Annotated in this window: 10 protein-coding genes; all 10 read left to right on the forward strand. The window is 68.1% G+C overall.

Going from position 1 to position 10,073, the window contains the following annotated elements:
- The first annotated feature begins 222 nt into the window (after window positions 1-222).
- Window positions 223-831, forward strand: a complete 609-nt coding sequence (locus G3I19_RS30425) for a CDP-alcohol phosphatidyltransferase family protein (protein ID WP_164266942.1) — start codon at window positions 223-225, stop codon at window positions 829-831.
- 113 nt (window positions 832-944) lie between these two features.
- Window positions 945-3,440: a mannose-1-phosphate guanyltransferase gene (locus G3I19_RS30430; protein WP_164266943.1), complete on the forward strand. Its 2,496-nt coding sequence runs from the start codon at window positions 945-947 to the stop codon at window positions 3,438-3,440.
- A 119-nt stretch (window positions 3,441-3,559) separates the two neighbouring features.
- The gene (locus tag G3I19_RS30435; RefSeq protein ID WP_164266944.1) at window positions 3,560-4,483 is read left to right on the forward strand and encodes a DUF881 domain-containing protein; all 924 of its coding nucleotides are present in this window, start codon (window positions 3,560-3,562) and stop codon (window positions 4,481-4,483) included.
- Window positions 4,480-4,812, forward strand: a complete 333-nt coding sequence (locus G3I19_RS30440) for a small basic family protein (protein ID WP_164266945.1) — start codon at window positions 4,480-4,482, stop codon at window positions 4,810-4,812. Before G3I19_RS30435 ends, G3I19_RS30440 begins: the two co-directional genes overlap by 4 nt.
- A 20-nt stretch (window positions 4,813-4,832) precedes the next feature.
- Window positions 4,833-5,777: a DUF881 domain-containing protein gene (locus G3I19_RS30445; RefSeq protein ID WP_239074936.1), complete on the forward strand. Its 945-nt coding sequence runs from the start codon at window positions 4,833-4,835 to the stop codon at window positions 5,775-5,777.
- 148 nt (window positions 5,778-5,925) lie between these two features.
- Window positions 5,926-6,792, forward strand: coding sequence for an FHA domain-containing protein (locus G3I19_RS30450; RefSeq protein WP_203600661.1), 867 nt, complete (start codon window positions 5,926-5,928; stop codon window positions 6,790-6,792).
- A gap of 17 nt (window positions 6,793-6,809) precedes the next feature.
- Window positions 6,810-7,550, forward strand: coding sequence for a MerR family transcriptional regulator (locus tag G3I19_RS30455; RefSeq protein WP_164266947.1), 741 nt, complete (start codon window positions 6,810-6,812; stop codon window positions 7,548-7,550).
- Window positions 7,551-7,603: 53 nt separating this feature from the next.
- Window positions 7,604-8,077, forward strand: a complete 474-nt coding sequence (locus G3I19_RS30460) for a bifunctional nuclease family protein (protein WP_164266948.1) — start codon at window positions 7,604-7,606, stop codon at window positions 8,075-8,077.
- 186 nt (window positions 8,078-8,263) lie between these two features.
- On the forward strand, window positions 8,264-8,836 hold the full coding sequence (locus G3I19_RS30465) for a MerR family transcriptional regulator (RefSeq protein ID WP_203600653.1): 573 nt from the start codon (window positions 8,264-8,266) through the stop codon (window positions 8,834-8,836).
- 56 nt (window positions 8,837-8,892) lie between these two features.
- Window positions 8,893-10,073, forward strand: a 1,181-nt coding sequence (locus G3I19_RS30470) for a DNA polymerase IV (RefSeq protein WP_164266950.1), incomplete at its 3' end; no start/stop codon positions are given.

Here is a 10,073-nt window from a genome sequence, read left to right on the forward strand (position 1 = left end):
CGCCGATGGTACTGCAGGGGGGACCCTGTGGGAGAGTAGGACGCCGCCGAACAATTTTTAGCCTCAGCCCCGGACCGTTATGGTCCGGGGCTGAGGCATTTCTGCGTCCACGTGCAGTTCACGGCAGGCCCAAGGCCGCGTCGACCCCCGTGCCTTGGCCGGCCCCGGCTGAGGGTAAGGTCAGGAAGCATCGTTCGTACGTTCCTCACAGGAGGCCCCCGGGTGGAGGTCCAGGAGACCCGTGTTCAGACGGACCGGGTACTCACCATCCCCAACATCCTCAGCATGGCCCGCCTGGTCGGTGTGCCCGTTTTCCTGTGGCTGATTCTCCGGCCCGAGTTCGGCGGGCCCAAGAGCGACGGCTGGGCATTGCTGGTGCTGATGCTCAGTGGTGTCAGCGATTATCTCGACGGCAAGCTCGCCCGCCGCTGGAACCAGATCAGCAACCTGGGACGGCTGCTCGACCCCGCCGCTGACCGACTCTTCATTCTCTCCACGCTGGTCGGCCTGACCTGGCGGGAGATTCTGCCGATTTGGTTGACCGCGGCACTATTGGCCCGTGAGCTGATGCTTCTGGTCATGGTGGGAATCCTGCGCAGGCACGGCTATCCGCCGCCCCAGGTGAACTTTCTGGGGAAGGCGGCTACCTTCAACTTGATGTACGCGTTCCCGTTGCTCCTGCTCAGCGACGGCAGCGGCTGGCTGAGCACCCTGGCGTCGATTCTCGGATGGGCGTTCGCAGGGTGGGGTACAACGCTCTACTGGTGGGCAGGAATCCTGTATGTGGTACAAGTCCGTCGGCTCGTGAAGGCGGATGTAGCAGCCGATTGAACTCGTCGATGCGCACCGTGCAGCGTGGCCGGTTTGCGTATGACGCCCGAGTGTCCTCACCGGACGGGTGAAGTCGGCTGGACTGTCGACATCTCAAGGAGGGCGCTTCCGACATGAAGGCCGTCGTGATGGCTGGTGGCGAAGGCACACGTCTTCGCCCTATGACCTCAAGTATGCCCAAGCCGCTCCTGCCGGTGGTCAACCGACCGATCATGGAACATGTGCTGCGGCTGTTGAAGCGGCACGGGCTCAGTGAAACCGTCGTCACCGTGCAGTTCCTCGCATCCCTCGTCAAGAATTACTTCGGCGACGGTGAAGAGCTCGGTATGGAGCTCACCTACGCGAACGAGGAGAAGCCGCTCGGCACCGCAGGAAGCGTCAAGAATGCGGAAGAGGCGCTGAAGGACGACACCTTTCTGGTGATCTCCGGGGATGCGCTCACCGACTTCGACCTGACGGACCTCATTAATTTTCATAAGGAGAAGGGCGCACTCGTCACGGTGTGCCTGACCCGTGTGCCGAACCCGCTGGAGTTCGGCATCACCATTGTGGACGAGGAAGGAAAGGTCGAGCGCTTCCTGGAGAAGCCGACCTGGGGCCAGGTCTTCTCGGACACCGTGAACACGGGCATTTACGTGATGGAACCCGAAGTCTTCGACTACGTCGAAGCGGACGTATCGGTCGACTGGTCCGGTGATGTCTTCCCCCAGCTCATGAAGGAGGGGAAGCGGGTCTACGGCTATATCGCCGAGGGCTACTGGGAAGATGTGGGCACGCACGAGAGCTATGTGAAGGCACAGGCCGACGTCCTCGAAGGCAAAGTCGACGTGGACATCGACGGCTTCGAGATCTCTCCCGGCGTGTGGGTCTCCGAAGGCGCTGAAGTGCACCCCGACGCCGTGCTCAGAGGGCCGCTCTACATCGGCGACTACGCCAAGGTGGAAGAGGGCGTCGAGATCCGGGAGCACACCGTCGTCGGATCCAACGTGGTCGTCAAGACCGGCGCCTTCCTGCACAAGGCCGTCATTCACGACAACGTGTACATCGGCCAGCAGTCCAATCTGCGTGGCTGTGTGATCGGGAAGAACACCGACATCATGCGGGCCGCCCGCATCGAGGACGGCGCCGTCATCGGCGATGAGTGCCTCGTCGGTGAGGAATCCATCATCCAGGGCAATGTGCGGGTCTACCCGTTCAAGACCATCGAGGCCGGCGCTTTCGTCAACACCTCGGTGATCTGGGAGTCCCGCGGGCAGGCACATCTGTTCGGCGCTCGTGGAGTCTCCGGAATCCTGAACGTCGAAATCACCCCCGAGCTGGCCGTACGGCTGGCCGGCGCCTACGCCACCACGTTGAAGAAGGGCTCCACGGTCACCACCGCACGTGACCACTCACGTGGTGCGCGTGCCCTCAAGCGTGCGGTGATCTCCGCCCTCCAGGCCAGCGCCATCGACGTACGTGACCTGGAGAACGTGCCACTGCCGGTGGCCAGGCAGCAGACCGCTCGTGGCAGCGCGGGCGGCATCATGATCCGGACTTCGCCCGGTGTGCCCGACTCCGTGGACATCATGTTCTTCGACGAGCGGGGCGCTGATCTCTCGCAGGGCAGGCAGCGCAAGCTGGACCGGGTGTACGCGCGCCAGGAGTACCGGCGTGCCTTCCCCGGTGAGATCGGGGACCTGCACTTCCCGGCGAGCGTCTTCGACTCGTACACCGGCTCCCTCCTCCGTAACGTGGACACCACGGGCATCGCCGACGCCGGGCTCAAGGTCGTGGTCGACGCGTCCAACGGCAGCGCAGGGCTCGTCCTGCCCAGCCTCCTCGGACGGCTCGGTGTCGACGCGCTCGTCATCAATCCGGGGCTCGACGAGTCGAGGCCCACGGAGACCGCGGACACCCGTCGCGCCGGGCTCGTCAGGCTCGGCGAGATCGTGGCATCGGCGCGGGCCGCGTTCGGAGTGCGCTTCGACCCGGTGGGCGAGCGGCTCTCCCTCGTCGACGAACGTGGACGGATCATCGAGGACGACCGGGCCCTGCTGGTCATGCTGGACCTGATCGCCGCCGAGCGGCGCAGCGGGCGCGTCGCGCTGCCGGTGACGACCACGAGGATCGCCGAACAGGTCGCCGCGTACCACGGCACCCAGGTGGAGTGGACGACCACATCACCGGACGACCTGACCCGGGTCGGCCGCGAGGACTCCACGATCTTCGGCGGCGACGGGCGCGGTGGCTTCATCATCCCCGAGTCCAGCAGTGTCTTCGACGGCACCGCGGCGTTCGTCCGGCTGATCGGCCTGGTCTCCCGTACACAGTTGACGCTCAGTCAGATCGATGCGCGTATCCCGCGCGCGCATGTGCTCCGCCGTGATCTGGCGACCCCCTGGGCCGTCAAGGGCCTTGTCATGCGCCGGGTGGTGGAGGCGGCGGCCGACCGGTCCGTGGACACCACGGACGGTGTGCGGGTCGTCGACCCCGACGGACGCTGGGTGATGGTGCTGCCGGCTCCGGCCGAGGCTGTCACTCATCTGTGGGCGGAAGGACCGGACGACGCGTCCGCCCAGGTGCTGCTCGACGAGTGGTCGGCGATTGTGGACGGTGCAGGTCAGTGACGTCGTAGCGGGGGCGCGATGGTGTCTTGACAGTGGGCCGTGCGGCGCGAGTGCGAGCCGTACGGCCCACCGACGGGGCCATTGGGAGGCTGCGGCGGGGACGTGCGACGATGTGCGGCATGCCGAAGCAGCCTCCCGTTCGGAGCGGAGCCACCCCGTCCGCGCGCCCCGATGCGTCGATGTCGCTGCTCAACAACGTGATGGACCACAGCCTCGACGACGGCTACGCCGAGGCGACCGCCCGGCGGCGGGCCGAAGGCCGTGCGGGGATGCCGCGTTCCCTGCGGGCCAAGCTCGGTCTCGCCGCTGGGCTGGTGCTCGCGGCGGTCGTCGTCACCGTCGGCGCCGCGCAGGCCAGGGTGACCGCGCCGGTCGTCGCGAAGGAACGCCAGGAGCTCATCGACCGTATCGAGTCGGAGACTTCGTCCGCGGACGCGCAGCAGAAGAAGGTCGACGGGCTGCGTGACTCGGTCGGCGAGCAGCAGCGCAAGGCACTCCAGCAGCACGGGGGCGATCAGGGCGGGCTTGTGGCGCTGCTGTCCGGCGCGACGGCGGTGCACGGTCCCGGGGTGAAGCTGGTCATCGACGACGCCAAGGACAGCGAACAGAGCGACGGGGGCGGGCCGCGTGAGAGCCCCGGGTTCTCGGACACGGGGCGGGTGCGGGACCGTGACATGCAGCAGTTCGTCAACGCGCTGTGGCAGTCGGGCGCCGAGGCGATCGCCATCAACGGCCAGCGGCTGACGGCTCTGTCGGCGATCCGCGCCGCCGGTGACGCCATACTGGTCGACAACAGGCCGCTGGTGCCGCCGTACACGGTGCTCGCGGTGGGGGACGGGAAGCACTTGCTCAGCGAATTCGACGACAGTGTCGGCGGGCAGTACCTGAAGGTCCTGAAGGACAGCTACTCGATCCGCACCAGCAGTTCCGACCAGGCCGACGTGCGCCTTCCGGCCGCCGCGAGCCTGATCGTACGTACAGCAAAGCCGAAGGCCGCCGGCACCGACCAGGGCGCGGCCGACACAGGGAAGGGCACATCGTGATCGCCGTACTGGGCCTCGTCGTGGGAGTCGTGGTCGGACTGTTGGTCCGGCCCGAAGTGCCGGCGATGGTCGAGCCGTACCTCCCCATCGCCGTCGTGGCCGCCCTCGACGCGGTCTTCGGCGGTCTGCGGGCCATGCTCGACGGGATCTTCGTGGACAAGGTCTTCGTCGTGTCCTTCCTCTCCAATGTCGTGGTGGCCGCGCTGATCGTGTTCCTCGGCGACAAGCTGGGCGTCGGCGCCCAGTTGTCGACCGGTGTCGTTGTCGTGTTCGGCATCCGTATCTTCTCGAACGCCGCGGCCATTCGCAGGCATGTGTTCCGGGCGTGAGTCCGATGGGTGACGAACCGATGAGCAACGAAGAGAACCCGCCCGACCCGCAGGGCCCTGGTGAGGTGCAGGGCTCGCCCGATCCCCAGAGCCCGCCTGAACCGCAGCGCCCGACCGGCCCCCAGAGCCCGCAGGGCGGCCCAGGCCGCAGGCCCGGCCGGTTCCCAGGGGCCCTGCCCGATGAGACGCCCGCGCAGGCCCCGGCAGGAGACGCTTCAGGAGCCACTCCGGCCGAGCAGCCGAAGCAGGCCGGACGGCAGCGGCTGATCGCCGCGCTCTGGCCGCCGCGGGTCACCAGAGCTCAACTCATCGTCGCCCTGCTGCTGTTCGTACTGGGTCTTGGACTGGCCATCCAGGTCCGCTCCAACAGCGACAACAGTCCGCTGCGCGGTGCACGCCAGGAGGACCTGGTACGCATCCTCGACGAGCTCGACAACCGCACCCAGCGCATCGAGGACGAGAAGCAGCGGCTGCAGAGCCAGCGGACCGAGCTGGAGAGCAGTTCGGACCAGGCCGAGGAGGCGCGCAAGCAGACGAGCGAGAAGGCGCGTCAGCTGGGCATCCTGGCGGGCACGGTGGCGGCCCAGGGCCCGGGTATCACCCTGCTCGTCAACGACCCGCACAAGACGGTCCAGGCGGACATGCTGCTCGACACCGTCCAGGAGCTGCGGGCGGCCGGCGCCGAGGCGATCCAGGTCAACGGCGTCCGGGTCGTGGGGGACACCTACTTCACCGACGAGGGCGGCCGGATCCAGGTGGACACCGAGAAGATCAGCGCTCCGTACACCTTCAAGGTCATCGGGAAACCGACCGACTTGGAGCCTGCGCTGAATATTCCGGGCGGAGTGGTGCAGACTCTGGAGAAGGAGCAGGCCACAGCCACTGTGACGCCTGAGCAGAAGATCATTGTGGACGCCTTGCGACCGGCGAAGCGGCCTGACTACGCTCGGTCCTCGGCGCAGTGAGACGGGGGCGCGTGACGGCCGCGGGACAAGGGCACGGGGTTGCGGGGGGTCGGCGCACCAATAGCGGGGCGCGTGGTGGAAACTGTCTGGGGGGTACGGACGTTGTAAGGATGTCCGCTTCGGCAGGTGTGTTCATTGAGAGTTCGTCCTGCCCCACGGGCGGGTCTGTTTCGGTCAAGGGGAATCGCCCGTGAAGTTGTTTGGGAAGTTGTTCGGCAAGAGTGCACGTGAGGACAGCGCACGACACCGCGCCCCACGTCATATGGAGGGCGAGGACCAGGGCGGAGACCGCCCGCTGTTCCGCGATGAGGTGGGCGGGTCCGGTCACGACATTTCGGGTGATCAGGGTGCGTCGTCTGTTGACCCTGCGGGCCAGAGCCGCATAGGTTTTGGTGAAGCATCAACCTCAAGTACGGGTCGAGGGTTGTCCTCCGATCCGTACGCAACCAACGCCCACGCAGGGCAGTCGCGGCAGGAGGATGCGTCCATGCCGGTGTGTACGAGGTGCGGCCACCGCAATGCCGAGGACAGTCGGTTCTGCTCCAATTGCGGAGCGCCGTTGCGCGCCGGGGTGCCCGAGCGGCCCTCGGAGACGACGTCCACGATCTCCATCTCGGGGCTCGAGGCGTACGAGGCGGAGGTGACAGGGCAGACCGCTTCGCCGTCGCTCTCCCCCGAGGCCCAGGCGGCCGTCGACGCCCTGCCCCTCGGCTCGGCGCTCCTCGTGGTCCGCCGCGGTCCGAACTCGGGCAGCCGCTTCCTGCTGGACGGCGATCTGACCACGGCCGGCCGCCATCCGCAGAGCGACATCTTCCTCGACGACGTCACGGTGTCGAGGCGGCATGTGGAGTTCCGCAGGAACGCCGACGGCGGATTCACCGTCTCGGACGTCGGCAGCCTGAACGGCACCTACGTCAACCGTGAGCGCATCGACACCGTCGTGCTCGCCAACGGTGACGAGGTGCAGATCGGCAAGTACCGGCTGGTCTTCTACGCGAGCCAGCGGGGCGTGTGACCCGTCAGGGAAGGTCCATGCGGCAATCATCGACGGGCGGTGCCGGCGACGGCACCGCCACCGAGGACGACCGGCTGGTCAGTATCGGTACGGTCCTGAATCTGCTCAGGGAAGAGTTTCCCGAGGTCACGATCTCCAAGATCCGTTTCCTGGAGGCCGAAGGACTGGTCGAGCCGCAGCGCACGTCGTCCGGGTACCGGAAGTTCGGCACCGCGGACGTCGAGCGGCTGGCCCAGGTCCTGCGCATGCAGCGCGACCACTATCTGCCGCTGAAGGTCATCAGGGACCATCTCGACGCACTGGGCCGCGGTGAGCAGATCCAGCTCCCCGCGCCCGGTGCCGTCCGCGAGCCCGTGGACGGCCCGCCGGAGCGTGCCGACGGCCCCACGGCCTCCAGGGTGGGCAGGGACGAGCTGCTGGCGGCCGCCGGGATCAGCGCTGCCGAGCTGGGGGAGTGGGAGTCGTACGGCCTGCTGGCGCCGCTTCCGGAGGGCGGATACGACGCGGAGGCCGTGAATGTGGCGGGGCTGGTGGCGGAGCTGGGCCGATTCGGGCTTGAGCCGCGGCATCTGCGCGCCATGAAAGCGGCCGCCGACCGCGAGTCCGGGCTGATCGAGCAGGTCGTCGCCCCCCTTCGGCTGAACCGCAATCCGCAGACCAGAGCGGACGCGGAGACCACCACGAAGGACCTGGCAGCACTGACCGTGCGGCTGCACGCGGCCCTCGTACAGACCTCTCTCCGGGTCCGGTTGTACTGATCATGGCGGTGCCCGACTACCCAAACCTGCCGGGCACGTCCTAGGGTTGCTGTGTGAACGAGCTCGACGTTGTGGGTGTCCGGGTGGAAATGCCCTCCAACCAGCCGATCGTGCTCCTGCGTGAAGTGGGAGGCGACCGGTATCTCCCTATCTGGATCGGCCCTGGTGAGGCGACTGCGATCGCCTTCGCCCAGCAGGGCATGGCTCCAGCGAGGCCGCTGACCCATGATCTCTTCAAGGATGTCCTCGAAGCGGTCGGCCAGGAGCTCACGGAAGTCCGCATCACCGACCTGCGGGACGGGGTCTTCTTCGCGGAGCTGGTCTTCGCGAGCGGGGTCGAGGTGAGTGCGAGGCCGTCCGACGCCATAGCGCTCGCCCTGCGCACCGGGACGCCGATCTACGGCAGTGACGGGGTGCTCGACGACGCGGGAATCGCCATCCCGGACGAGCAGGAGGACGAGGTGGAGAAGTTCCGCGAGTTCCTCGACCAGATCTCTCCGGAGGATTTCGGGACCAACAGCCAGTGACACGCCGTCCGGAGCGTGAGCGCATCCGGCAAGCCGTTCCCCGAAGAGAGGTACGCGAAACCACTCCTAGGGTGATTATCACTCGGCGTGCCGAGTGTGGCGATCGTTGACGCACCCCAAGTGACTGCCTACCGTCGAGTGGGCAGTTCAAGGACGGAGGTCGGCGTGAGAAGCACCGGCGAAGATATGGCAGGGGATTTCCCCGGACTGGGTCCGGGCGACGGAGTGCCGTATCCGCTTCACGGCTCAGCGGCCGGGACGACGACCGACACCGTCGGCTACCGGGGGCCGACCGCCTGCGCGGCGGCGGGTATCACCTATCGGCAGCTCGACTACTGGGCGCGTACGGGACTGGTCGAACCGAGCGTGCGCCCTGCTCAGGGGTCCGGGACCCAGCGCCTCTACAGCTTCCGGGACGTCGTCGTCCTCAAGATCGTGAAGCGTTTCCTGGACACCGGAGTGGCCCTCCAGAACATCAGGACGGCAGTCCACCACCTCAGAGACCGCGGGGCGCGCGACCTCGACCGTATGACGCTGATGAGCGACGGCGCGACGGTGTACGAGTGCACTTCGCCCGACGAGGTGGTCGGACTGCTGCAGGGCGGCCAGGGGATCTTCGGGATCGCCGTCGGGGTCGTGTGGCGGGACGTGGAGAGCGCCCTGTCACAGCTGCACGGCGAGCGGGTCGACACCGGCGAGACCCTCATCGGCCACAACCCGGCCGACGAGCTGGCCCGGCGCCGCAACCGCGCCGTCTGACGGGCTCCCGCGCTGCGGGGGCCCGATTGTCAGTGCCGTGAGGCAGCATCGTTGGTGTGAGAGCCGCGCCCACCATCCTGCATCTGGACATGGATGCCTTCTTCGCCGCCGCGGAACAGGCGGCGAAGCCGAGCCTGCGCGGAAAGCCGGTGGTGGTCGGCGGGCTCGGACCGCGCGGCGTCGTGTCGACGGCCTCGTACGAGGCACGCCGGTTCGGGGTGCATTCGGCGATGCCGATGGCGCAGGCCCGCAGGCTCTGTCCGAACGCCGCCTATCTGGTGCCGCGCTTCGCGCTCTACCGCGAGGTCAGCGGTCAGGTCATGGAGCTGCTCGGGCGGCTCTCGCCGCTGGTCGAGCCGCTGAGCCTGGACGAGGCGTTCGTGGACCTGGAGGCGGGCGGGGTCGCCGACGGTCCGCTGTCGGCCCGCCGGGCCGGTGAGCAGCTGCGCAGGGACATCCTGGCGGTCACCGGGCTCAGCGGGTCGGTGGGGCTGGCCGGCTCCAAGATGCTGGCGAAGATCGGCTCGGAGCGCGCCAAGCCGGACGGCCTGGTCCTGATGGAGCCCGGCACCGAGCGGGAGCTGCTGGCGCCCCTCTCCGTACGGATCCTGCCCGGGGTCGGTCCCGCGACCGGTGAGCATCTGCGCCGGGCCGGGATGACCACCGTGTCCCATCTGGCCGAGGCCGGTGAGGACGAGCTGGTACGGCTGCTCGGCAAGGCGCACGGCGCCGCTCTGTACCGGATGGCGCTCGGCCACGACGACCGTCCGGTGGTCTCCGAGCGGGACGCCAAGTCCGTCTCCGTCGAGGACACCTTCGATGTGGATCTGCACGACCGGGCGCGGGTGCGGGCCGAGGTGGTGCGGCTGGCGGGCCGGTGCGTGGAGCGGCTGCGGGCGGCCGGGCGGTCGGGGCGGACCGTGGTGCTGAAGGTCCGCAGGTACGACTTCTCCACGCTCACCCGCTCCGAGACGCTCAGAGGGCCCACGGACGACCCGGAGGTCGTACGGGAGGCCGCTGGGCGGTTGCTGGAGTCCGTGGACACCACGGGCGGGGTGCGGCTGCTCGGGGTGGGCGTCACCGGCCTCGCGGACTTCACGCAGGAGGACCTCTTCGCCCAGGCGGCCACGGAGCGGGCCGCCGCACGGGAGTCCTTGGCCGAAGAGGTGGCGCCCGGGCCTTCGGCGGCGGCGGATCCTTCGGCGGCGCCCGCTCCGGCATCGGCACCTGCGCTGCC

The sequence above is a fragment of the Streptomyces sp. SID10853 genome, assembly GCF_010548145.1.
GTDB lineage: Bacteria > Actinomycetota > Actinomycetes > Streptomycetales > Streptomycetaceae > Streptomyces.